The sequence below is a fragment of the Streptomyces sp. NP-1717 genome, assembly GCF_022695985.1.
Classification (GTDB): domain Bacteria; phylum Actinomycetota; class Actinomycetes; order Streptomycetales; family Streptomycetaceae; genus Streptomyces.
Genome location: NZ_JAAPBF010000047.1, coordinates 16,538 through 38,590, shown reverse-complemented (window position 1 = coordinate 38,590; position 22,053 = coordinate 16,538). Strand labels below are relative to the sequence as shown.

Here is a 22,053-nt window from a genome sequence, read left to right as displayed (position 1 = left end):
GAGAACACGCCCTCGGGCATACCCGTGTCGGCCGCCGCTTCGGCGATCGTCCGCGCCACCAGCTCCGCGGTACCCAGATGCGCCTGATGCGCCTTGACGATCACGGGGCACCCGGCGGCCAGGGCCGACGCCGTGTCGCCCCCGGCGGTGGAGAAGGCCAGAGGGAAGTTGCTGGCGCCGAACACCGCGACCGGGCCGAGCGCGATCCTGCGTTGCCGGATGTCGGAGCGTGGGAGCGGTTCGCGGCCGGGCCGTGCCGGATCGATGCGGGCGCCCTGCCAGGTCCCGGCGCGCAGCTCTGCGGCGAACAGGCGCAGCTGACCGCTGGTGCGGCCCACTTCGCCGGTGAGCCGCGGACGGGGCAGCGCGGTCTCGGTGTGGGCGCGCTCCACGAGTGGATCCCGGCGCTCGTCGAGCAGATCGGCGATGCGGTCGAGGAACCCGGCGCGCTGTTCGGCGGTGGTAGCCCGAAATGCCGGGAAAGCCTGCTTCGCGAGCGCGCAGGCCCGCTCGACGTGGTCGGCCGATGCGGCGAGGTAGCCAGGATCGAGAGCCGCGCCGGTGCGGGGATCGACGGACCGGATCTCCTCACCCGTACCGATGACGGGTTCAGCTCCGATGACCATGGCGCCGGTGGGGCCGGTCGGGGGGAGGGCGGACACGGGTGTCTCCTTGCGCTTCGACGGTTCGGTGGCGTCAGGCGGTGGCTGTGCGCGACGCCTCGATGACACCGGCCAGCAGGTCACGCTCGGCTTCGTCGAGGTCGGTCAGCGGGGGCCGTACCGGACCGGCGGGATGTCCGGTCAGATCCATGCCGGCCTTGACGATGCTCACCGCGTAGCCCGCCTTACGGTCGCGGATCGCGGTGTAGGGCAGCACGACGTCGTGGAGCAGCCGACGCACCTTCGTACGGTCCCCCGCTCGTACAGCGCCGTAGAAGGCCAGGGCGAATTCGGGCAGGAAGTTGAAGATCGCCGAACTGTAGGTCGTGACACCCAACTCCAGGTACGGCAGCGCGAACGCCTCCGCCGTCGGCAGCCCGCCGATGTAGACCAGGCGGTCGCCGAGGCGTGAGTGGATCCGCGTGATCTCCTCCAGGTCGCCGATACCGTCCTTGAAACCGATCAGATTCGGACAGGTATCGGCGAGCGTGGCCACTGTGTCCGATGTGTACACGGCATTCGCGCGGCTGTAAACCACCACACCCAGCGAAGTGGACTCGCAGACGGCGCGCACATGCGCGGTGAGGCCGTCCGCGGAGGACTCGGTGAGGTAGGGCGGGAACAGCAGCAGGCCGTCGGCACCCGCCGCCTCGGCGTCGCGGGCCATCTCAACCGCTTGCGCGGTGCCGTGCCCGGCCGGGGCGATGATCGGAGTGCCCTTGGGCGCACTGTTGACAGCGGCTCGGACTACGGCGCCGACTTCCTGAGGGGTCAGGGAGAAGAACTCGCCCGTCCCGCCGGCGGCGAACAGGCCGGCTATCTCGTGCTTGCCCAGACGGACGATGTTCTCCCGGTAAGCGGGTTCGTCGAACGCCAGGTCACGGGTGAAGTGGGTGACGGGAAACGACAGCAGCCCGGAGCCGAGGCGCTCGGCAAGCTCGGTTTGGGTAAAGGCGGGCATCAGCGTTTCCTCTCGGGGGTGACTTTTGAGACAGCGACTGCGATGAACCATAGAAACCGGAACGATGCGCGTCCAACACTTCTTTGGCATCAACTGATACCTATATGGGATCGATGTTTACCCAGAGTTCTCTCGCTGTAGCCGAGACGCTGCACCACGGCCGCGCGCCCGGCGTATTCTCGGGCTGTCCGAGCAGACGGTGCCGTCGGCGCGCGGTGCGCCGGCAGGCGAGATCAGGACAAAGGCACTGGGTTTCACGGCGCCGTCGTCGGCGCACTCAGTGTTTCGACGCCGTCGTTGGTGGTGCCCACACCCGACTGCCGGGGCATTCAATGCCGGTCCTGGAGTAAGCCCGCTCGAGTTGTGCACCAACGTCGAGCACCTGGTCCGCGTCGTCAACGAGATGACCGCGCCCAACCGGCAGCTGTTCCGCGCGCTTTCCCAGCCCGACCCTACGATCCGAGTCCTGCCGACCCAGCCACACCTGGAGCCACTGAGTCGCTGTGCAGGCGGCGATGGGGATCTGCCTCATGGAAGAGCTCGGCGGCTGCCACGATCGGCGGGCGAGCAGGAGTGACCACGCTCGTCGCCCACGCGGTCACGGAGTTGGGCTTGTGCTAGGCACTGCGTAGCCGCCACGCAGCACCGCCCGCGTCTACTGTCGGCTCATTTGATGTTTCGGCGCCAGCAGCACGGCGCTCAGGAGTGCAGAGGCAACAGGACGCGGAAATTCGCGCCGGAGCCTGGGGCCGTCTCGATCTCGACACGGCCTCCATGGGCGCGTACGAGGGAGTCGGCGATGGCCAGCCCCAGGCCGGCACCGCCGCCGATGCGGGCGCGGGCGCGGGCTTTGTCCGCCCGGTAGAACCGGTCGAAGGCGCGTCTTGCCTGATCCGCGGTCATGCCGGGGCCCGCGTCGTGGAATTCCAGGACGGCCAGACCGCTTCGCGTGCCGACGCCGATACGCACCGGGGTGCCCGCGGGGGTGTGGGCGATGGCGTTGCCGACCAGGTTGGAGGTGACCTGGTGAAGCCGGGCCTCATCGCCGAGGACGGGGGCTGCGGCGGGTGGTCCACCGCCGGGGCCGGTGAGGGCGACGGGGCGTTGCGGGTCGAGGGCGCGCAGGTCGTGCAGCGCGTCCGCGGCCAGGGTACGCAGGTCCATGGGGGTGAGCTGCAGCGTCTGTGCGGCGGCGGCCGCGTCCTCGTCGAGTCGGGCCAGGAGCAGGAGTTCTTCCACCAGCCCGACCAGCCGGCCGGCTTCGCGTTCGATGCGGTTCATCGAGGTGTCGACGTCCGAGCGATCGGGCATGCCGCCCATCCGGTAGAGCTCGGTGAAGCCTTTGATGCCGGCCAGGGGGGTGCGCAGTTCGTGGCTGACGTCGGCGATGAAGCGGCGCATGCGCTGCTCGGTCTCGGCGCGGGCCGCGTTGCCCGCCTCGATCCGGTCGAGCATGCCGTTGAGCGAGGTGGACAGCCGGCCGAGTTCGGTGCGCGGGGCTGCGAGCTGCGGGACGCGGCGGGAGAGGTCTCCGGAGGCGATGGCGGCTGCGGTGGTCTCGATGCGGCGCAGCGGCCGCAGTCCGCCGCGCACCGCGAACCATCCGGCAAGTCCCAGGAGTCCCAGGACCGCGGCGTCGATCAGCAGGACCTTCTTGGTGAGCTGGCTCATGGCGTCATCGACGTCGCTGCGTGAGCCCGCCACCACCACGCTGCCTGTCGAAGCGTCGCTCTCGCCGGACGCTCTCGGTACGGCGACGGCTCGCCAGGTCTCGCCGCCGCTCGCCGCTTCTGCGGAGAAGGGCTTGCCGTCACGCTTGGCGACCGCCGCGGCATCCAGAACGGGCAGCTGCGGGGCCGGGCCGGTGGCCTGCCGGACAACCTGGGTGACCTGACCGTCGGGGCCGAGGGCGGTGACGTACACGTCCGGGAGCCACAACTGCTCCACGCTCTCACGTACCTGAGGGGCGTCCTTGCTGACCACGGCCGGCAGATCGGGCAGGCGGGCGGTCACGGCGGCGACGCCCTTGACGCGTTCGTCGAGCTGCCGCACGAGTTCACGCTGAAGCTGATCGATGACCAGGCCGGTGCTGGCGAGCAGCGCCGCGACCAGCAAGGCGAGAGTGATCGCCAGCAGTCGGCTGCGCAGCGACAGGCCCCGGCTGGGGCGGGCGTCGGCGCCGTTCACTGCGGCGGCCTGCGCAGCACGTATCCGGTGCCGCGCACCGTGTGGATCAACTTGGGTTCACCGGCGTCCAGTTTGCGGCGCAGGTAGCTGATGTAGGAGGCGACGATGCTGTCGTCGCCGCCGAAGTCGTAGTGCCACACCAAGTCCAACAACTGTTCCTTGGACAAGACCTGGCCGACGTGTTCCATCAGCGCGCGCAGCAAGTTGAACTCCGTGGGCGACAGGGAGACTATCGCGCCTGCGCGGGTCACCTGGTGACTGTCGGGGTCCAGCGCGAGATCCCCCACCCTCAGCCGGCCGTCCGGGGCCTGGCCGCTGCTACGGCGCAAAATGGCCCGGATCCGCAGGATCAGCTCTTCCAGGTTGAACGGTTTGGTGACGTAGTCGTCGCCGCCTGCGCTCAGCCCGCTGATCCGGTCCTTGGCCGCGTCCAGCGCGGTGAGGAACAGCACCGGTGGCGGGCCGCCCGGCGCGGGCGGCCCGTCCTGGCGCAGACGCCGTACGACCTCGAACCCGTCGAAGTCCGGCAGCATGACATCGAGGACGATCAGATCGGGGCGCGCACGCCGCACGGCGGTCAGCGCCTGCGCTCCGGTGGTCACCGACGTCACGGTGAAGCCGGCCAGTTGCAGGCTCGCAGACAGCAGCTCCCGCAGAGTGGCATCGTCCTCCACCACCAACAACTGCTCTGTCATGGCCGCCCCGTTCATGATTGCCCCGTCCGATCTTCCTACGCGTCGCGCTTGCGGAAGGTGAGAAACGCGGCGGCCAGCAGAACGGCCACGCTCCCGGCCATCACCGCGAGTCCGGGCCACGGCGTGAGCAGCGACGGATCCTGATAGCTCGTCATGATCTGCCCGCCGGCGGATGGCGGCCAGAACTTCGCGGTCCACTCCGACAGCGGCCCCGGCAGGGCCGGACCGAACGCGGGCACGATCAGCATGGCGGCGAACAGGGTGGTCACCGTGGCGGTGGTGCTGCGGATCAGCGTGCCCACAGCCAGGCCCATGAGTCCGGCGAGAGCCAGGAACAGCCCACCGCCCAGAATGGCGCGCACGGATTGCGGGTCGGACAGCGTCAGGTGCGGTGCGCCAGTGCCCTTGAGCGCCGCCTGGCCCACGAGGAATCCGCTGAACGTGGTCGCCCATCCGGTGATCAGGGCTATCGCGGCGAGCACGGCCGCCTTGGCTGCGAGGACCCGGCTGCGGTGCGGGGCTGCGCTGAGCGTGCTGACGATGGTGCGGCTGCCGTACTCGGCGGTGATCACCATGCCGCCCAGCAGCGCAATGGTGACCTGCGCCAGCATGTACCCCTTCAAGCTGGTGGCCAGCGGGTCGAACGTGAGCTTGTCCGCAGCCGTCATGTCAGCGAACTCATCGCCCGCGGAGGAGCCGTTGAGTGCGGCGAGGGCGCCGCCCAGCAGTAGTGTTCCGAGGATGACGTAGAGCGTCGAGCGCATCGTCCAGATCTTGATCCCCTCGGCGTGCAGGACGTGCCGAAACCGCGCTCTGCCGCCCGGCTTCCCGTGTGTGGAGCGGAGCTGAGGCGTCTTGACCGACGGGAAGCGGGTGCGGACGGGGGTGAGGGTCTTACTCATCAGGCGGCGTCCTTGTCGGAGGAGTACTCGATGCTGTCGTGGGTCAGTTCCATGAAGACCTCCTCAAGCGAGGTCTGGCGCAGTGTCAGCTCGTGGAGCTCGATGCCTCCGGCCGCGGCCAGTGCGCCGATCCGGGCAGGGCCAATGCCGGTGACTACCAGCCGGTCCTCGCTTTCGAGCCGGGCAGCGGCGCCGGACCGAGCCAGGCGCTGTGCAAGGTCGGTGGCCTGCGGTGAGCGCACTACGACTTCCTGGTGGGAGTGCTCAGCGATGAACTCGGACATGCTGGTGTCGGCGATCAGCCGGCCCCGGCCGATCACGACGAGGTGATCGACGGTGAGTTCGATCTCGCTCATCAGATGGCTGGACATCATCACGGCCCGGCCTTCGGCGGCCATCCGGCGCATCAGCTTGCGGATCCAGACGATCCCCTCGGGGTCGAGCCCGTTGAGCGGCTCGTCCAGCACCAGCACCGGCGGGTCACCCAACAGGGCTGCGGCGATGCCGAGCCGTTGCTTCATGCCGAGCGAGTAGGTGCCGGCTGCCCGTCGCGCCACGCCCGACAGCCCGACTTCGTCGAGGGCCGCCTCGACACGATCGCGGCCCAGCCCGTTGCTGGCGGCCAACGCCAAGAGGTGGTGGTAAGCACTGCGGCTGGGCAGCACGGCTCCGGCTTCCAGCAGTGCCCCGACCGCCTTCAGCGGCGCGGGCTGTACCGCCACCGCCAGGCCGTTGACGGCGGCGGTGCCGGAGGTGGGTGCGTCCAACCCGAGGATCATCCGCATCGTCGTCGACTTCCCGGCCCCGTTCGGGCCCAGAAAGCCGGTGACCTCTCCAGAGCGAATGGTGAAGCTCAGGTCGTCGACGGCCAGCACGTCGCCGTAACGCTTGGTGAGCCCGTTCACCTCGATCATGCGATCCTCCAACAAGGGTTGCGATAAGACAGCCACCGTGGTCGGGGCGTCCGGGATCCACCCTGGCCAACGCTTCTGGGACAAGCTGTGCACCTTGTGAGCCGTATGTGAGCCCCGCACCCCCGTGAACTGGCAAAGGCGCAGCTCAGCGGTCGGAGCGCGAAAGTGGGTGTGGCGCACGGCCAGCGGACTCACACAGAACTCCCATAAACCAGTTCCCCACCCCGCCAGCCGCTCGCCACATCTGCCCGGCAAGCGGGCGCACGGACCACGGGGGCGGCTGTGGCCGACTCGGCGCGAGCGGGCACCCCTGTCCGAGCACCCGGCTCGCCACACCTGTGACCTGCATGCTTCGACCTGATGCGGGGTGGGGGCCGGGGCCACGTGGGAGGCCAGCAGGCTGCGGAAGTGCCGCGCAGGGCCGGGGCTGCCGTCACCCGATGCCGGACGCCGAAAGTGCGGGCCCGTCCTGCTCGGGCAGAGGGCGCGCTGCCCAGGGTTTTCATGATCAAAAACTGCTGGGCCGTCACGACCGCCCGTCCAAGTCCTCGTCAGGCGCACAGAGCCGCAGGCCGGCCTGCGTACTGCGTCACCGCCACCTCGACCGGATCCGGCCCGCAGAGCTGGCCGCGTTGCGTGGTGCCCATGGTCGAGAACGGACTCGCCCTCCCTCGCGACGACTTCACCGAGCCGGTCCGGGCCGTCCCGGCGTCCAGGACAGCAGGCAGACCGTGAGGGTCACGTACACCGGCGACTGAGCAGCGCGCTCACTCTGCTGACGTGCGTCGCCGAGTCGGGCACACCACAGGCGGTCACCGACCTGGCCGAGCAGACTCGCCCGGGCAAGTCGACAGCCTCGCGCATCGCCGCCGAACTCGCGTCGTGCGGGGTGCTCATCCGGAGCGGCCGAACCGGCACGTACACCCTCGGCGCCAGGGCGCCGGTCCTCGCCGGTGCCGCGGCACCGTACCTGATCGAGGTCCAAGTCGCGCTCGGTCAGCTCAGACCAAAACGGGCGAGACCGTCTGCCTGGTCGCCGAGACCGTCTCGGCGGTCGGGGACCCGTCCCACCGCGTCGGGTCGACGCCGATCCTCTTCGCGCCGCGAAAGGCGGCCAGGGCGGGGCGGCAGATCCAAGGATCCGCCGCCCCGCCCTGATCGACAGATGTCACGCCGGCGCTCACCTGAAACTGACTCGCCAGCCGACAACACCCCGATGAGACGAGTAGACAAGTGCCGGCCGCCGTCCGTGCGGCGGCCGACACCCTGCTTCGCCCTTCAGGCTCTCACCACACTTTGCGTGAGCGTGCCTCGACGACCAGGTCGGGATCGGGAACCTGCCGCTTGGCAGCGACGGTGGCGAGCATCTGTTGCGAGAAGTGGAAACCGAAATCTTCGGCAACGAGCTTGCGCCAGGGGCGAGACACGATGTTATGGGTTGCCCAGCGAGCGAACCGCGGGCGCTTCATGATGTCACCCGCGATCGCCCACGCCTTCGGCAGGAGCTCCTCACGCGGAAGTACGTCGCTGACGAGTCCGTAGTCGAGTGCTTTCCGCGCAGGGATGGAACGGCCACTGTAGATGTCGTAGGCTGCCCGCTTCGTACCCATCAGGTGCTGCAGGGCGAGCGAGAGTCCATCTCCCGGCGCGGTGCCCGCCATGAAGTGCGGATCCATGAAGTCCGCGTCTTCCGCGGCCAGAGTGATGTCGCACAGTAGCGCGAACTCGGTGTGGATCCCGGGACCGTTTACCGCCGCGATCGTCGGGATGTCGAGGTTGTTGACGAAGTTCTCGATCAGCTTCCACGCATCGATGGTCTGCTGGAAGATGTAGTCGGGCTCCTCCTCCACAACGGGCCGCGGCCACGTCTCCCCCGGGTCACCTCGGAACCAGGTCTCGCCGGTGCCGGTCAGGATGAGGACGTGGTTGTCGGGGTCGTTGCCCACCTCCTGCCACACCCGGTTCCACGCGTTGTGGGCAGCCCAGTTATGGATGTACGGACCGCCGTCAGTGTGGAGCCGAAGCTCGATGATCCCGTTCTCCCTGCGCATCTTGAAGAAAGCGGCGTACTTCTCTGAGTACTCCTCAAATGCGGTCGGCGGAACGTGGCCTTCCCACCGGGGGTCTGACATGGTCGCCAAGGTCGTCCTCCTTCGTCTGCGCCGGGATACCGACGCTCTCACTGCCGTGAAAATCATTACTCCGCGAGGAAGCGGCGTGACCGGCAACGCAGGAAAAATCCCCAGAGGCCGACCACGGCGAGGTTTTACGTCAGGCAGGCATGCCTTTCCGCCGCAATTCGGCCAGGTGTCACGAGCTCCGCATTGGCACTCAACCGCATCGTGAGTAGCGTCGTCTGGGATCTCGGTACGGTGCCACCTCAGGATGTTTCGGCGCTCGGCACGTGAACAGCCGCATGCCCGCTGAAACCGCGAGCCTTCTCGTACCATAGAGTCAATTTTCATGAGTGATTTGGACGAGAGTCGGCAGGACTACGACCTGGATGAGCTCGATCGGCGGTTCATCCATGCCCTCCAGATCAACCCGCGAGCACGCTGGGCTGCGCTGGCGCCGATCATCGGGGTCGACGCGGTCACCCTCGCCCGGCGCTGGGACCGCATCGTCGAGGCCGGCATCGCATGGGTGTCGGGACATCCCGGCCCGGAGCTGAGAGGGCCGTCGGCAATACTGGAGATTGAAGCCCACCCTGCCGCCACGCTCCGTCTCGCACAGGAGATCGCGGCGGACAGTGAAGCGTTCACGGTGGACCTCACGGCCGGGGGACGCGAGATGCTCGTGCTGGTGGCCACATCCAGCATGAATGCGCTGACGGAATACTTGATGTTGCGGGTACCGGCACTTGACGGGATCCGGGCGACCCGGGCCCACTTGTTCTCGTCGCCGTTCGTGGACGGAGGACAGTGGCGCCTTCGCTCCCTGTCTGCCGAGGAGATCGCTGCGGTGGAGCGGAGCGTCGAGGTCTCGCGATCCCCGAGCAGCCGCGTCGACTCTCAGCTGGAGGACCAACTCCTTCGCCTGCTGGGACCGGATGGCAGGGCGACAGTGGCTTTCCTGGCGAGGACCCTCGGCGTGGGCCAGCGTCGGGTGCGGGATGCGGTTGCCGCCATGACCGCACAAGGCCGATTGGACACCCGCCTGGATATGGCAAAGGCGCAATCAGGCCGGCCGGTTCATGCGTGGTACTTCCTCCGGGTCCCTGCCGCGCTCGTGCAGCGCATCGGGTCTGTGCTCACGCGTATCGGCGAGATCCGCCTCGCGGTTTCAACTGTCGGACAGTACAACCTCATCCTGGCCGTGTGGTTGCCGACGCTGGCTGATGTGCAGCGGCTGGAGGTCATCCTGGAGGAGAAGCTTCCCGGCGTCAGCATCGCCGACCGTTCCGTCGTACTGCGCACGGTCAAGAAGGAAGGACACCGCCTCGACGCCCGTGGGCACACCACCGGCGAATTCAGCCCTCTGCTGACCAATATGCCTCAGCCAATCACTCGTTTCGAGTGAAATCCTGCACCAGGCCGGGACCATTGGAGGCGCGGACTACCGTCCTGCCTCATGACCACTTCGACAGCTCCTGTCGGTGTCTTCGACCTGTTCACTATTGGGATTGGGCCCTCGAGTTCGCACACAGTCGGGCCGATGAAGGCAGCCGCCGCCTTTGCGAAGGACCTGCGACGAGCGGGCGCGGCGGACTGCGTCGAGTCAGTGCGAGTGGAGATCTTCGGCTCGCTCGCCGCGACCGGGCACGGTCACGGCACGTTCACCGCGGTTCTTCTGGGCCTGGATGGTGCGCAATCAGCCAGGATCGACTCCGGCGAAGTTGAGCGAAGGCTGGCGGACATCACGGCATCCGGCACGGTGAGCCTGGGCGCAGGGCAACAAATCCCCTGCCGGATCGAGGACTTCGTACTGCGACCGTTGACCGTACGTCCGCGCCATCCGAACGCGTTGACGATCACCGCATACGACCGTGCCGGCGCTGCTGTTCGATCGGATACGTACTACTCCGTCGGGGGCGGGTTCGTTGTCCGTGACGGCGACGAGGAGCGCCCCGGCGGCGCGCAATGGACCTCGATTCCCCACCCGTTCCGCACGGCGGCGGAGCTGCTCGCTGTCTGCTACCAGACAGGTTCCCGCATCTGCGACGTGATACGCGAGAACGAACTCGCAGGGCGCTCACACGCGGACCTCAGCCGGGGATTGCGCGAACTGTGGGACACGATGCAAACATGCGTCACCTCGGCTGTATCGCGGACAGGGGTCCTCCCTGGCGGCCTCGATGTCCGTCGGCGAGCCGGTGCATGGGCGTCGCGATTGGACCGCGAGGACCCCGAGCACAGTGAGCAGTACTGGCAGGAGCGCGTCAACTTCATCGCATTGGCAGTGAATGAGGAGAACGCCAGCGGCGGTCGCGTCGTGACCGCACCGACCAACGGTGCGGCCGGCATCATCCCCGCCGTACTGTTCTACGCATTGAACTACACGGCTGCCGGCAAGGGCGCCGACGACGATTCACGCAACGACATCGTCGAGAGGTTTCTGCTCACCGCCACGGCGGTGGGCAGCCTCTGCAAGGCCAACGCCTCGATCTCCGGTGCCGAGGTGGGTTGTCAAGGCGAGGTCGGCTCTGCATCGGCGATGGCCGCAGCCGGACTGACCGAGATCCTCGGCGGTACACCACGCCAGGTGGAGAACGCCGCCGAAATCGCGCTGGAACACAATCTTGGCCTGACCTGCGATCCCGTTGCCGGCCTCGTACAGGTGCCCTGCATCGAACGCAACGCGATCGCTGCGGTGAAAGCGATCAACGCCGCGCGAATGGCGCTCTGGGGCGACGGCAACCATCACGTCTCGCTGGACCAGGTCATCGCCACCATGCGTGAGACCGGCGCGGACATGAACCACAAGTACAAGGAGACGGCCCTGGGCGGGCTGGCCGTCAACGTTGTCGAGTGCTGAAGCCGCGTCAGGCGCCTCCCGCGCCCCACCTGCGCAGTCGAACAATCAGGAAATGAGGAGCAATGGCAGTCCGCACAGTCTTCAAGAATGGGACCGTCTTCGACGGAACCTCAGCAGGCATGGCCGACCTCGTCATCGAAGGCCACCACGTCGTCGATGTCGGGACCGATCTGGACGGTGATCACGTTGTGGACTGCTCAGGGAAGTCAGTCCTTCCCGGGCTGTTCGACTGCCACGTGCACGTGATGACCAGAGACTTCAACCTCGCACGCGCCGAACAACAAGCCTTCTCCCTGCAGTATTACGAAGCAAAGCGCAACCTGTCACTCCTGCTCGACCAAGGCATCACCTCTGCCCGGGATGCCGCAGGCGCAGACCTAGGGGTGAAGCAAGCGATCGCACAAGAACTCATCGAGGGACCACGACTGCAGATCGCGATCTCTATGCTGTCCCAAACGGGCGGGCACGGCGATGTCCATCTCCCCTCGGGAGGTCATCGATCGATCCCGATGATGACGGCACACCCCGGACGGCCCAACCCGGTCGTCGACGGCCCCGACGGAGTGCGGCGAGGAGTCCGTGAAGTCCTGCGCGCGGGAGCCGACGCAGTCAAGATCGCCACCACCGGCGGAGTCATGTCTACAGGCGACAATCCCCGCCACGCCCAGTTTCGCGCCGACGAGCTAGCGGTGATCGTCGCCGAAGCCGCCGCAGCCGACACCTACGTATTCGCCCACGCGCAGGGGACCGAGGGAATCAAGGCAGCCTTGCGGGCCGGCGTCCGTTCCATCGAACACGGCTACTACCTGGACGACGAAGCAGTCGACCTCATGCTCGAGCGTGGCGCCTGGCTCGTTCCCACGCTGTCAGCAACACGCGCCATCATCGACGCCGCTGACAGCGGCATACCGATCCCGGAAGAGAACGCCAACCTTGCCCGTGAGGCCGTCGAAGCTCATCAGGCGAGCTTCGCACTCGCCGTCCAGGCGGGGGTGAAGATCGCTATGGGGACCGACAGCCCGCCCTACTGGAGCCCGGCAGCGAGCAACCTCGGAGAACTCGCTCTGATGGTGAACTCCTCGTCGATGTCCGCGCTGGATGCCTGGCGCGCCACGACATCGAGCCCGGCCGAACTCCTCCGATTCGACACCGCCGGAAAGTTGGCAGCCGGCAAGCTCGCGGATGTCGTCGTCATCGCAGGCAGTCTGTCCGATCTCGACGACCTTCGCGGCCGGGTCCGTCAGGTGTGGCTCGACGGCACGCAGGTACGGTGACGCGTTGTGCGCATGCCCTCGATCAAGCCCAGCGAACTGACAGCCGAGCAGCGCTCGCTCGACGATCATGTCCGACAGCTCATGGCCGGGTTGCCCGCGCCGTTTACCTCGACTGATCCCGACGGCGCGCTGATCGGCCCTTTCCCGGTGATGCTCCGCTTTCCCGGGCTCGCCCGCCCGCTGCTGGAGTGGTTCACGGCCGGCACCGGCGCCTCGGTCCTGCCCGCCCGGGTGCGCGAGGTCGCGATTCTGACCACGGGCTCGCGGTATGCCGCGGCCTACGAGCTGTACTCACACTCTCGGGTTGCGCTCGCCGTCGGTCTGCCGGAGGACATCGTCGAGGGTCTGGTCGCGGGGCAGCGCCCGGCAGGCATGACCGCCGAGGAGACGGTCGCTCACGATGTGGCAGCCCGGCTGCACAGCGGCGGGCCTTTGCCGGGAGCGCTTTACCGAGCCGGGGTCCGCACCTTCGGCGACTCCGGTACGGCTGAACTCGTCTTCCTCGTCGCGCAGTATGCCGCCATCTCGGCGATCCTCAATGCGTACGACGTGCCACTGCCGCCCGACGGCGACTGACTCTGCGTCAGGGAGCCCTTGGGACGCCAGACCGGGTGCCCGCCGCTTCTCGCCTGGCCGACCGAAGAGGCCAGGCGGGAGCGGGACACGGTCCATAAGGACACGCCGTCCACGTCCCACAGATGCACCGAGTCATCCGAGAACTCGTCCGCTCTGACGGCAGCTGTGGTGCGCCCGTCCCGACTGGCAGCCAACGACTCAAGAATTCCGGTGTGGCTTTTGGGGAAGGCTGGCTTTGTTCACGGGTAGCGGTTCTGGCTCAGGTTCTGTGATCCGGGCACTGTGAGTGACGGATGAACTCCCTGGGATGTCGGGGAAAGTTGCTGCCTCAAAGCAAGCAGTGGCACGACTGACCGGGCCCACAGTCCGTGGCTGTGAATGAGATCTTGTTCCGGCTGGAGGAGTTGTTGTTCCCGTCGATCGCGGACGTCGCGGTGCTGTCGGTGGTCGTGAACATCGCGATAGTGCGTGTTGATGTGCGGTGATCGCGCAGTCTGAAAGCGTGTAAGGCGGTTCATGGAAGCTCAGGGCCTTGATTGCCCGTCCTGCCGTGGGTCCCCGGTTGGGCACCCACAGTAGGACGGGTGACGAAGGGGCAGGCGGATGAAGTGTCCGCCTGCCCCTTCGCCCACACCGATCCCCAAACTGGGAGATGACGGGTGCCGTACAAGGAAGTTCGCGGGAACAGCATCCGTGTGAAGTGGTGGACCGGGGACTACCACCTCGACGCTGACGGCAGGCCCACGAAGCGCAAGAAGTACGCCTCGGCCAGCGGACCCGAGGACGGAGTGCCGTTCCAGGACGAGGACGAGGCATACACCTATGGCCTCGATCGCGAATCCGACGTCCGCAACAGGCGGAACCGCCGTCGACCTAACGCCCCGCTAGGAGTGATCGACTACATCGAACAAGTGGTTCGGTGAGGGAAACCTGCGGATCAACTCGAACCGCACTAAAGATGTCCGTGAGGAAGCGGAGAAGCGATACGAGGCACTGCACGCGATGCGGATTCGGTACCAGACGTACGTGGCGGACAGGAAGCCAGTGCTCGCGGCACCCAAGTGCGACTCATGGAGAACACTTGTGATCCCGCCTGTCCTCCGTGAGATGCATGGGGCGCCGCTGGCCTCTCACGCGAAGCCCAGGGCGTTCCTCTCGGTGACGAACGGGCCCCCACTGGGTGCCGACTTTGACCGCTACTGGTACCCCATCCGGGACGGGGCGAAGGAGCGCGACTCCGGCCCACGGTACGCCCGGTGGGCAGGGCCCGAGATGCCGGCGGTTCCCGAGATGGCGGGGGAGGACATCTACCGGCTGCGGCACTGGGCGAAGGCCAAGCTGGACGAGGCGGCAGACATCCCGCGAGTTGCCGTGGAAGCGAGGATGGGGCATGAACTGCCCGGGGTGGAGGGAACATATAGCGAAGTGACGGTCGTAATGGAAGAGCGGATCGTGGAGTACCTCCTGTCTGGGAGAAGGAGGTAGTGGGTGCCGGTCTGTGGACGCCATCATTTCCCATGGCGCTTCCAGATGATCTTGTGAATGCCGCTGCGCCGCTGGTCAGCGGCCTTCCTGTGCTGGAGTATGAATGATCGTCTGGATCAACGGTGCGTTCGGAGCGGGCAAGACCAGTACGGCGCGCGAGCTGATCGACATGATCCCGAACAGCACCCTGTACGACCCCGGAGTGACTGGCGCCGGGCTGCGGGAGCTGCTCCCGCAGAAGAGACTCGCCGAGGTGAGCGACTACCAGGACCTGCCCATCTGGCGCAGGCTGGTCGTGGACACCGCCGCCGCGCTGCTCGACGACGCGGGCGGGGTGCTCGTCGTCCCGATGACACTGCTCCGGCAGGAGTACCGGGACGAGATATTCGGCGGTCTGGCGTCCCGTCGCATTCCCGTGCGGCATGTGCTGCTGGCGCTGGACGAAACGATTTTGCGCGGACGGATAGCGGGCCGGGTGAGCGGCGCCGATGCCGCCGACGACCCGGCGAGGGTCGAGCGCGCCCGGCAGTGGGCGTACGAGCACATCGAGCCGTACGGCGCCGCGCTCGGCTGGCTCACGGCCGACGCGCTGGTCGTCGACACCGGAGGGCTCACACCGGCGCAGAGCGCGGCGATCGTCGCCGACGCCGTCCACGCCGGCTCGGCGGGGCTCTGCGAGATCGTGCAGACACCCGAGCCGACGGCGGAGACCGTGGCGGCGGGGGTGCTCCTCTTCGACGAGCGGGACCGGGTGCTGCTGGTCGATCCCACCTACAAGCCGGGCTGGGAGTTCCCGGGCGGTGTGGTCGAGCGCGGCGAGGCGCCAGCCCGTGCCGGGATGCGCGAGGTCACCGAGGAGATCGGGATCGAACTCGACCAGGTGCCGAGACTGCTGGTGGTCGACTGGGAGCCGCCGAGACCGCCCGGCTTCGGCGGACTGCGACTGCTCTTCGACGGCGGCCGGCTGCCGGACCACGACGCCGAGCGGCTGCTGCTGCCCGGATCGGAGCTGCGCGGCTGGCGTTTCGTCACCGAGGCGGAGGCGGCGTCACTGCTGCCGCCCGCCCGCTACGAGCGGCTGCGCTGGGCCCTACGCGCCAGGGAGCGGCGGACCGTACTCAATCTGGAGGCCGGTGTCCCGGTCGGCTGACACCCGCAGTACGGAGGCCGCGTCTGTGGTGGCGTCGGTGACGAGCGGATCGCCGTGGCCGAAACAGACGGTCGAAGGGCCGAGGGCGGCCAGCCGGATCATGGACCGTTTGGCACTCTCGCGGTTGACGTTGAACACGCCCAGCATCACGCGGCGTTCGGCGGCGGCCACGGCATCACCCGTGAACAGCACACCGTGGTAAGGCAGATGGACGGCGATCGATCCGTACGTGTGCCCCGGTACGTGCACCACCCGGGCGCCGTCGCCGAAAGGCAGCTCGTCGCCGTCCTCCAGCTCGCGGTCCACCCGGGTGGGCGGCGCGGGCGGTACGGTCAGCCCGCGCTCGTACAGGGGGATCTCCCAGTCGAGGAGCAGCGGGTCGGGCACGGGCCACTCGCCGCGGATGACGGGCGCCTCCAGCCGGTGCGCCATGATCTCGGCGCCGTACCGTCCCGCCAGCTCCTGCGCCGCGCCCACATGGTCGCGGTGGCAGTGGGTGAGGACGATACGGCGCAGATTCCCGGGGGTGAGACCGAGATCGCGGATGGCGTACTCGATGTCCGGTCCCGCATAGAGATGACCCGAGTCGACGAGTGTCAGCTCGTTCTCGTCCTGCCACAAGTACGCCTGACCGATGGGGAAACGGAGCATATGCAGCCGTGGACTGATCGCAACGAGATCCATGTGTCGAATGTATGCATGGGGGAAGGGGAGCGTGCGGCACTTCGCTCACGGAGATTTCCGCTGTCCGCAGAACAACCGGGTGGCCCGTTCGGTGAACCCTCGCGGTCGTGCCCGCGTCAGGGCCCGGAAACGGCCCGGTGACCGCCCGGCGGACCGCGGGTGCGGCTCCGCCGGCGACCGGAGGAGCACGCGCCCGCCGGAAGGGTCTCAGCCCCGCTTCGACCGCGCGTAGTTGACCAGGAAGTGCGCCTCGGCCACGGAGAGCCGCTCCAACTCCTGCGGCGACACACTCTCGTTGACCGCGTGGATCTGCGCCTCCGGCTCGCTCAGACCGATCAGCAGGATCTCCGCGGCCGGGTACAGCGCCGCCAGTGTGTTGCACAGCGGGATGGAGCCGCCCATGCCGGCGGTCTGCATCTCCTCGCCCGGATAGGCGACGCGCATCGCCTCGGCCATCGAGGTGTACGCGGGGCTGGAGGTGTCCGCGCGGAACGGCTGGCCCTGCCCGACCTGTTCGACCGACACCCGCGCGCCCCACGGCGTGTGTGCCTGAAGGTGCGCGGTGAGCAGCTTCGTGGCCTCGGCGGCGTCCTGCCCCGGTGGCACCCGCAGGCTGATCTGCGCGCGGGCGCTCGCCTGCACCGACGGGGTCGCGCCGACCACGGGCGGGCAGTCGATGCCGATGACGGTGACCGCGGGCCTGGCCCACACCCGGTCGGCCACCGTGCCGCGGCCGATCAGCCCCACACCGTCCAGCACCCTGGCGTCCTTGCGGAAGTCGGCCTCGGGGTAGTCGAGTCCGTCCCAGTCGGCGTCGGCGGCCAGGCCGTCCACGGTCGTCGAACCGTCCTCGGCCCGCAGCGAGGCCAGCAGTTGGATCAGCGCGGCGAGGGCGTCCGGCGCCGCGCCGCCGAACTGGCCCGAATGCAGGTTCCCTTCGAGGGTGTCGACCTGGACGCGCAGCATCGTCATCCCGCGCAGCGTCGCCGTGACCGTCGGCAGCCCGACCCGGAAGTTGCCGGTGTCACCGATGACGATCGTGTCGGCGGCCAGCAACCGAGGGTGCTCCTCGGCGTACCGCTCCAGTCCGCCCGTGCCCTGCTCCTCCGAGCCCTCCACGATCATCTTGACGCCGACGGGCACACCGCCGGCGGCCTTGAGGGCGCGCAGCGCGAGCAGATGCATCACAAAGCCGCCCTTGCAGTCGGCCGCCCCGCGTCCGTACCAGCGGCCGTCGCGCTCCGTCAGCTCGAACGGCGGGGTGACCCACGCGCTCTCGTCGAGCGGCGGCTGGACGTCGTAGTGCGCGTACAGCAGCACGGTCGGGGCGTTTTCGGGGCCGGGCAGGAAGCCGTAGACGGACTGGCTGCCGTCCGGGGTGTCGAGCGCCGCGACGTCCACGAAGCCCTCGGCGCGCAGCGCGTCCGCCACCCACGCCGCGGCGGCCTCGCACTCCTCGCGGGGGAACTGCGCGGGATCCGCCACCGACCGGAAGGCCACCAGCTCCGCGAGTTCCGCCCGTGCGCGCGGCATCAGCGAAGTGACGGTTTCGGCGATCGGACTGACGGACATGGGCACGCTCCAGGCGGGTACGACGTTGTGTGTTTGTGTGTGCGTCGAAGAACAGGCCCGATCCTCCCACAACGGACCGGGCCCGAAGGCGCCGTAGGATGCCGTGCGACAGCAAGGGCCACCGGTCGGATCAGGAGCAGAAGCACATCGTGAGCAGCGAGAACGCAGACGCCGGAAGTGAACCTGGAAGCGAGCCCGGGACCGGTCCCGAGTCCGGCCCCGAGGGTGAGCACGACCGGTCGGTGTGGGATGTGGTCGTGGTCGGCGCGGGCCCGGCGGGAGCGTCCGCGGCCTACGCGGCGGCAGTCGCGGGCCGCCGGGTGCTACTGCTGGAGAAGGCGGAGTTGCCCCGCTACAAGACCTGCGGCGGTGGCATCATCGGCCCTTCGCGCGACGCACTGCCACCCGGCTTCGAACTGCCCCTGCGCGACCGGGTGCACGCGGTCACGTTCTCGATGAACGGCCGGCTGGCGCGGACCCGCCGCTCCCGGCGCATGCTCTTCGGCCTCATCAACAGGCCCGAGTTCGACGCGAGTCTGGTCGAGCACGCCCAGAAGGCGGGCGCCGTGCTCCGTACGGGCGCCTCGGTCTCACGGGTCCAGCAGCACGGCCCGGCCGTTCCCGACCGCCGTACGGTCGCCGTCGTACTCGCCGACGGCGAGACGATCCTGGCGCGCGCGGTCGTCGGCGCCGACGGCAGCGCCGGCCGGATAGGCGCTCACGTCGGCGTGAAGCTCGACCAGGTCGATCTCGGCCTCGAACTGGAGATCCCGGTGCCCCCGACGGTCGCCGAGGACTGGGCGGGCCGGATCCTCATCGACTGGGGCCCGCTGCCCGGGAGTTACGGCTGGGTCTTTCCCAAGGGCGACACCCTCACCGTCGGTGTCATCTCCGCACGCGGTGACGGCGCCGCGACGAAGCGCTATCTGGAGGACTTCGTCGCCAAGCAGGGGCTCGCCGGGTTCGAGCCCGTGATCTCCTCCGGCCATCTGACGCGCTGCCGCAGTGACGACTCGCCGCTCTCGCGCGGCCGGGTGCTGGTCTGCGGCGACGCGGCCGGGCTGCTGGAGCCGTGGACGAGGGAAGGGATCTCCTTCGCACTGCGCTCGGGACGGCTGGCGGGGGAGTGGGCGGTACGGATCGCGGAGGCGCACGACGCGGTGGACGCCCGCCGCCAGGCGCTGAACTACACCTTCGCGATCAAGGCGGGTCTCGGCGTGGAGATGAGCGTCGGCCGGCGGATGCTCTCCGTCTTCGAACGCAGGCCCGGTCTGCTGCACGCCGTGATCACCGGTTTCCGGCCGGCCTGGAAGGCGTTCGCCGACATCACGCGCGGGGTGACGTCCCTCGGCGGTCTCGTACGGACCCATCCGCTGGCCCGGCGTGCGCTGGACGTGCTCGACCGGCAGCAGGCGGGCGCCGCGCGGGCCACGGAGCAGGGCCGCCGGGAGCCGGCGCGGGACGACGAGGGCCGGGACAGGGACCAGAAGGACGGCGCGGTCACCCCGTAGCCGCGGGCCCCTTCCGGGGGCCGCCGCCAGGAACCCCACGCGCCGGACCCGCCGGATCACCTGGCGGTGTCCCCGCCGGTCCCCGCCGGTCCCCGCCGGTGGGGGCACCGCCGTACTCCGCCGGGAGTACACACGGTCACCACGCCCGGCGGACGCCCCTACCGCGCCGGGCGGTCTAGCGTGACGGGTATGGAACAGCGGATCAGCCGTGCGGGGTCCGGTCCCCCCTGGGTCAGGGGCGGGTTCGTGCCGGGCGGCGGTGGGACGGACGAGGGGCCGGGCGGCGGCGCGGGAGCGTCGCGGCTGCCCTGGTTCTCCAGCCTGGTGCTCGCCGTCTTCGTCACGGTCGGTACGGGCTTCGCAGCCCGGGCGCAGCCGGACCGCGAACAGCTCGACGCGTTCGCCCGTGTCCTGCTGCTCGCCGGTCCTGTGCTGCTCGTGCTGCGCCACCGCCACCCCGTCCTCTGTGTCTACGGTGTCGCTCTCTCGGCGGCGCTGTACCTGGGCGGGGGCTACCCCTTCGGCCCGATCTTCCTCACCGTCGCGGTCGCCTGCTTCGCCGCGATCGTCTCCGGGCACCGCGCGGCGGCCTGGTGGGCGATCGGCCTCCTCTGGTCGAGCCATCTAGTGGTCGGCCATCTCCTCTACCGCCATCTGCCACCGAGCGGTGACGCCGCGGCGCCCTGGGGGCCCGAAGTGGGCGTCGCCGCCTGGGCGGTGGCCGTTCTCGTCGGCTCCGAACTGGTCCGGGTGCGCCGGGAGCAGTGGATCCACGCGCGGGCCGAGCGCGCCGCCGCGGAGGCGCGCCGTGCCGACGAGGAGCGGCTGCGCATCGCACGGGAACTCCACGACGTCCTCGCGCACTCCATCTCGGTCATCAACGTCCAGGCGGGCGTGGGACTCGCGCTCCTCGACTCCGACCCGGAACAGGCCCGCACCGCGCTCACCACCATCAAGGCCGCGAGCAAGGAGGCGCTGGGCGAGGTACGACAGGTCCTCGACACCCTCAGAACCTCCGGCGCTGCCCCCCGCGCGCCCGCGCCGGGACTCGACAGGCTCCCCGAACTGGTGGAGCAGGCCGCCGCCGCCGGTCTGACCGTCGGGACCGAGACCCGGGGCGACCGCGTCGTGCTCTCGCCCGGCGCCGATCTCGCCGCCTTCCGCATCGTCCAGGAAGCCCTCACCAACGTGGTGCGGCACTCCGGATCCCGTACCGCGCACGTCCTGGTCGGCTACGGCGCCGACGTGCTCACCCTGCGCGTCGACGACGAGGGGCCGCCCACCGGCGACGAGGCCGGCGGCAGCGGCAACGGACTGGTGGGAATGCGGGAGAGGGCCGCCGCCCTCGGTGGCACCATCGAGGCGGGCCCGCGCCCGGACGGGGGCTTCCGCGTCGAGGCCGTCCTGCCCCTGAAGCCCAAGGAGACACCGTGATCCGTGTCCTGCTCGCCGACGACCAGTCGCTGGTACGGGCGGGCTTCCGCGCGCTGCTCGACGCCCAGCCGGACATCGAGGTCGTGGGCGAGGCCGCGGACGGCGACGAGGCACTGCGCGCGGTGCGCCGACTCACCCCGGACGTCGTCCTGATGGACATCAGGATGCCGGTCATGGACGGGCTCGACGCCACGCGTCTGATCACCGGGGACGGTGGCCTCGACGAGGTGAAGGTGGTCATGCTCACCACGTTCGAGCTCGACGAGTACGTCTTCGAGGCGCTGCGTTCGGGCGCGTCCGGCTTCCTCGTGAAGGACACCGAACCGGAGGAACTGCTGTGCGCCGTACGGGCGGTGGTGAACGGCGACGCGCTGCTGTCGCCCGGCGTGACGCGGCGGCTGATCGCGGAGTTCGCCTCGCGCTCCAAGCCGCCGGCCCCCGGCGACGGACTCGGTGAACTCACCGAGCGGGAGCGGGAGGTGATGGCCCTCGTCGGGATCGGGCTCTCGAACGAGGAGATCGCCCGCAGGCTGGTCGTCAGCCCGCTCACCGCCAAGACACATGTGAGCCGCACGATGGTCAAACTCGGTGCCCGCGACCGGGCCCAACTGGTCGTCAGGGCCTACGAGTCTGGGCTGGTGCGCCCCGGCTGGCTGGGCTGACGGCGAGTCAGGCCTCGCGCGGCGTACGCACGTGGCCCGTCCGGTCGCGCAGCAGCCGGACGAACGCCCCGATGGCCGCGGCCTGGATCAGCACGGAGGCGACGAGCGCCACGTAGCCGAACGCGGAGGACGAGGCGAAGGACTCGCCTATCTGCGAGCCGCCGGCGAAGAAAAGGAAGACCGTGGGCGCCGCGAGGGCGAACAGCCACACGCCGGCGAACGACGCGTCGTCGTGATGGACGAACAGCGTGTCCACGGTGACGAGGACGGCCACGGCGGCGACCAGGGCGAGGTAGATCCGTGAGGCCCGGTTGTCGTGGACGAGCCGGGTGGCGCTCGTGGCGAACCGGGCCAGTGCGTTCAGACGTTCCGACTTCATGACGGCCTCCAATGTCGATCGGATGTCTCCA

General features: G+C 68.9%; 20 protein-coding genes and 1 pseudogene. 11 read left to right on the top strand and 10 right to left on the bottom strand.

Translation table 11 applies throughout. The features are described 5' to 3' along the window. The 6 genes from GXP76_RS13240 to GXP76_RS13215 all read right to left on the bottom strand — a co-directional run. A partial coding sequence (locus GXP76_RS13240; RefSeq protein WP_242571703.1) for an aldehyde dehydrogenase family protein occupies window positions 1–662 on the bottom strand: 662 nt, incomplete at its 3' end. A gap of 34 nt (window positions 663–696) precedes the next feature. Beyond that, window positions 697–1,623, bottom strand: coding sequence for a 5-dehydro-4-deoxyglucarate dehydratase (gene kdgD / locus GXP76_RS13235; RefSeq protein WP_242571706.1), 927 nt, complete (start codon window positions 1,621–1,623; stop codon window positions 697–699). Window positions 1,624–2,322: 699 nt separating this feature from the next. Continuing rightward, on the bottom strand, window positions 2,323–3,810 hold the full coding sequence (locus tag GXP76_RS13230; protein WP_242571702.1) for a HAMP domain-containing sensor histidine kinase: 1,488 nt from the start codon (window positions 3,808–3,810) through the stop codon (window positions 2,323–2,325). Continuing rightward, window positions 3,807–4,505 (bottom strand): response regulator transcription factor, encoded by a 699-nt coding sequence (locus tag GXP76_RS13225; RefSeq protein ID WP_242571701.1) that lies wholly within the window; start codon window positions 4,503–4,505, stop codon window positions 3,807–3,809. The genes GXP76_RS13230 and GXP76_RS13225 overlap by 4 nt, the downstream gene beginning before the upstream one ends. A gap of 35 nt (window positions 4,506–4,540) precedes the next feature. Then, a complete protein-coding gene (locus GXP76_RS13220) occupies window positions 4,541–5,407 on the bottom strand; it encodes an ABC transporter permease subunit (protein ID WP_242571700.1) in 867 nt (288 codons plus the stop codon). After that, window positions 5,407–6,321: an ABC transporter ATP-binding protein gene (locus tag GXP76_RS13215; protein ID WP_242571699.1), complete on the bottom strand. Its 915-nt coding sequence runs from the start codon at window positions 6,319–6,321 to the stop codon at window positions 5,407–5,409. Before GXP76_RS13215 ends, GXP76_RS13220 begins: the two co-directional genes overlap by 1 nt. Window positions 6,322–6,898: 577 nt before the next feature. Between GXP76_RS13215 and GXP76_RS36030 the strand changes: the two are divergent. After that, window positions 6,899–7,204, top strand: a pseudogene (locus tag GXP76_RS36030) (helix-turn-helix domain-containing protein); the annotation flags it as partial. 403 nt (window positions 7,205–7,607) lie between these two features. Here GXP76_RS36030 and GXP76_RS13210 read toward each other — a convergent pair. Continuing rightward, complete coding sequence (locus GXP76_RS13210) at window positions 7,608–8,453, bottom strand: enoyl-CoA hydratase/isomerase family protein (protein ID WP_242571705.1); 846 nt, start codon at window positions 8,451–8,453, stop codon at window positions 7,608–7,610. Between the two features lie 331 nt (window positions 8,454–8,784). Between GXP76_RS13210 and GXP76_RS13205 the strand changes: the two genes are divergently transcribed. The 7 genes from GXP76_RS13205 (at window position 8,785) to GXP76_RS13175 (ending at window position 15,780) form a co-directional block, all read left to right on the top strand. After that, window positions 8,785–9,840, top strand: coding sequence for an Lrp/AsnC family transcriptional regulator (locus GXP76_RS13205; protein WP_242571698.1), 1,056 nt, complete (start codon window positions 8,785–8,787; stop codon window positions 9,838–9,840). A gap of 51 nt (window positions 9,841–9,891) precedes the next feature. Then, a complete protein-coding gene (locus GXP76_RS13200; RefSeq protein ID WP_242571697.1) occupies window positions 9,892–11,295 on the top strand; it encodes an L-serine ammonia-lyase in 1,404 nt (467 codons plus the stop codon). Between the two features lie 62 nt (window positions 11,296–11,357). Continuing rightward, the gene (locus GXP76_RS13195; protein ID WP_242571696.1) at window positions 11,358–12,569 is read left to right on the top strand and encodes an amidohydrolase family protein; all 1,212 of its coding nucleotides are present in this window, start codon (window positions 11,358–11,360) and stop codon (window positions 12,567–12,569) included. A gap of 12 nt (window positions 12,570–12,581) precedes the next feature. After that, complete coding sequence (locus GXP76_RS13190) at window positions 12,582–13,145, top strand: carboxymuconolactone decarboxylase family protein (RefSeq protein ID WP_242571695.1); 564 nt, start codon at window positions 12,582–12,584, stop codon at window positions 13,143–13,145. Window positions 13,146–13,804: 659 nt separating this feature from the next. Further along, window positions 13,805–14,068 carry a hypothetical protein gene (locus GXP76_RS13185; protein ID WP_242571694.1) on the top strand — a complete coding sequence of 88 codons (264 nt, stop codon included), beginning with the start codon at window positions 13,805–13,807 and terminating at the stop codon, window positions 14,066–14,068. A 103-nt stretch (window positions 14,069–14,171) separates the two neighbouring features. After that, a complete protein-coding gene (locus GXP76_RS13180; RefSeq protein ID WP_242571693.1) occupies window positions 14,172–14,630 on the top strand; it encodes a hypothetical protein in 459 nt (152 codons plus the stop codon). 103 nt (window positions 14,631–14,733) lie between these two features. After that, a complete protein-coding gene (locus GXP76_RS13175) occupies window positions 14,734–15,780 on the top strand; it encodes an NUDIX hydrolase (protein ID WP_242571692.1) in 1,047 nt (348 codons plus the stop codon). On the opposite strand, the gene GXP76_RS13170 is transcribed toward GXP76_RS13175, so the two are convergent. Further along, complete coding sequence (locus tag GXP76_RS13170; RefSeq protein WP_242571691.1) at window positions 15,721–16,464, bottom strand: MBL fold metallo-hydrolase; 744 nt, start codon at window positions 16,462–16,464, stop codon at window positions 15,721–15,723. The genes GXP76_RS13175 and GXP76_RS13170 overlap by 60 nt on opposite strands. Before the next feature lie 207 nt (window positions 16,465–16,671). Beyond that, complete coding sequence (locus GXP76_RS13165) at window positions 16,672–18,036, bottom strand: dipeptidase (protein WP_242571690.1); 1,365 nt, start codon at window positions 18,034–18,036, stop codon at window positions 16,672–16,674. 149 nt (window positions 18,037–18,185) lie between these two features. On the opposite strand from GXP76_RS13165, the gene GXP76_RS13160 reads away from it, so the two are divergent. The 3 genes from GXP76_RS13160 to GXP76_RS13150 all read left to right on the top strand — a co-directional run bounded on the left by GXP76_RS13160 (window position 18,186) and on the right by GXP76_RS13150 (window position 21,643). Further along, a complete protein-coding gene (locus GXP76_RS13160) occupies window positions 18,186–19,547 on the top strand; it encodes a geranylgeranyl reductase family protein (RefSeq protein WP_374360864.1) in 1,362 nt (453 codons plus the stop codon). Between the two features lie 189 nt (window positions 19,548–19,736). After that, entirely contained in the window at window positions 19,737–20,981 is a 1,245-nt protein-coding gene (locus GXP76_RS13155) for a sensor histidine kinase (protein ID WP_277993330.1), read from the top strand. Then, the gene (locus GXP76_RS13150; protein WP_242571687.1) at window positions 20,978–21,643 is read left to right on the top strand and encodes a response regulator transcription factor; all 666 of its coding nucleotides are present in this window, start codon (window positions 20,978–20,980) and stop codon (window positions 21,641–21,643) included. Before GXP76_RS13155 ends, GXP76_RS13150 begins: the two co-directional genes overlap by 4 nt. A 7-nt stretch (window positions 21,644–21,650) precedes the next feature. Here GXP76_RS13150 and GXP76_RS13145 read toward each other — a convergent pair whose 3' ends face one another. Next, complete coding sequence (locus GXP76_RS13145; protein ID WP_242571686.1) at window positions 21,651–22,022, bottom strand: SCO4225 family membrane protein; 372 nt, start codon at window positions 22,020–22,022, stop codon at window positions 21,651–21,653. Window positions 22,023–22,053 lie beyond the last annotated feature (31 nt).

Excerpts from the sequence above, each read along its gene's own strand:
- GXP76_RS13175 (WP_242571692.1), top strand. The coding sequence starts at position 14,734 with ATGATCGTCTGGATCAACGGTGCGTTCGGAGCGGGCAAGACCAGTACG.
- GXP76_RS13200 (WP_242571697.1), top strand. The coding sequence starts at position 9,892 with ATGACCACTTCGACAGCTCCTGTCGGTGTCTTCGACCTGTTCACTATT.
- GXP76_RS13205 (WP_242571698.1), top strand. The coding sequence starts at position 8,785 with ATGAGTGATTTGGACGAGAGTCGGCAGGACTACGACCTGGATGAGCTC.
- GXP76_RS13195 (WP_242571696.1), top strand. The coding sequence starts at position 11,358 with ATGGCAGTCCGCACAGTCTTCAAGAATGGGACCGTCTTCGACGGAACC.
- GXP76_RS13220 (WP_242571700.1), bottom strand. The coding sequence starts at position 5,407 with ATGAGTAAGACCCTCACCCCCGTCCGCACCCGCTTCCCGTCGGTCAAG.
- GXP76_RS13210 (WP_242571705.1), bottom strand. The coding sequence starts at position 8,453 with ATGTCAGACCCCCGGTGGGAAGGCCACGTTCCGCCGACCGCATTTGAG.
- GXP76_RS13225 (WP_242571701.1), bottom strand. The coding sequence starts at position 4,505 with ATGACAGAGCAGTTGTTGGTGGTGGAGGACGATGCCACTCTGCGGGAG.
- GXP76_RS13190 (WP_242571695.1), top strand. The coding sequence starts at position 12,582 with ATGCCCTCGATCAAGCCCAGCGAACTGACAGCCGAGCAGCGCTCGCTC.
- GXP76_RS13170 (WP_242571691.1), bottom strand. The coding sequence starts at position 16,464 with ATGGATCTCGTTGCGATCAGTCCACGGCTGCATATGCTCCGTTTCCCC.
- GXP76_RS13165 (WP_242571690.1), bottom strand. The coding sequence starts at position 18,036 with ATGTCCGTCAGTCCGATCGCCGAAACCGTCACTTCGCTGATGCCGCGC.
- GXP76_RS13155 (WP_277993330.1), top strand. The coding sequence starts at position 19,737 with ATGGAACAGCGGATCAGCCGTGCGGGGTCCGGTCCCCCCTGGGTCAGG.
- GXP76_RS13145 (WP_242571686.1), bottom strand. The coding sequence starts at position 22,022 with ATGAAGTCGGAACGTCTGAACGCACTGGCCCGGTTCGCCACGAGCGCC.
- GXP76_RS13215 (WP_242571699.1), bottom strand. The coding sequence starts at position 6,321 with ATGATCGAGGTGAACGGGCTCACCAAGCGTTACGGCGACGTGCTGGCC.
- kdgD (WP_242571706.1), bottom strand. The coding sequence starts at position 1,623 with ATGCCCGCCTTTACCCAAACCGAGCTTGCCGAGCGCCTCGGCTCCGGG.